This window comes from Aeromonas sp. 130281 (assembly GCF_056642115.1).
This window is the reverse complement of the sequence record NZ_JBWVQS010000025.1, coordinates 1-589: the sequence shown is the minus strand read 5'-3', so window position 1 is coordinate 589 and position 589 is coordinate 1. Positions and strand designations below refer to the sequence as shown.

Genomic DNA, 589 nt, shown 5'->3' with positions numbered 1-589 from the left:
ACAAGACCATCGACGCCAAGGTCACCACCACCGACGCGGCTGGCAACAGCACCACAGTGACCGATACCGAGGGCTACAGCGTCGACACCCAGGGCCCGAGCGTGCTGGTCAACATCGTGGATGCCGCCCTGAACGTGGCAGACAAGGTATCGAGCGTCACCTTCACCTTCAGCGAAGCACCGGTAGGCTTCAGCGCCGACGATCTGAGCATCAGCGGTGGCACCATCAGCAACCTGGTACAAAGTGCCAGCGATCCGACCGTATGGACCGCCACCTTTACCGCCACCGACGGCTTCACCGGCAGCGCCAGCGTGGCAGTGAAGGATGGCAGCTACACCGATGCCGCCGGTAACCCGGGCAGCGCCGGCAGCGACACCGTCGCCGTCGACACCGCTGCGCCGCTGGCCAGCATCACGCTGGATGGCAACATCACTGCAGATGACGTGATCAACGCGGCCGAGTCCAAGCAGGACATCGCCGTGACCGGGACTGTGGGCGGTGACGTGAAGGTGGGTGACACCGTCACCCTGACGGTCAACGGCAAGCCCTTCACCGGTCTGGTGCTGGCAGACAAGAGCTTCAGCATCAA

Annotated in this window: 1 protein-coding gene; it reads left to right on the top strand. The window is 63.8% G+C overall.

Annotated elements, in window-relative coordinates:
* The coding region (locus AC1IN8_RS21050; protein WP_479760500.1) for an Ig-like domain-containing protein at positions 1–589 on the top strand (589 nt) is incomplete at both ends.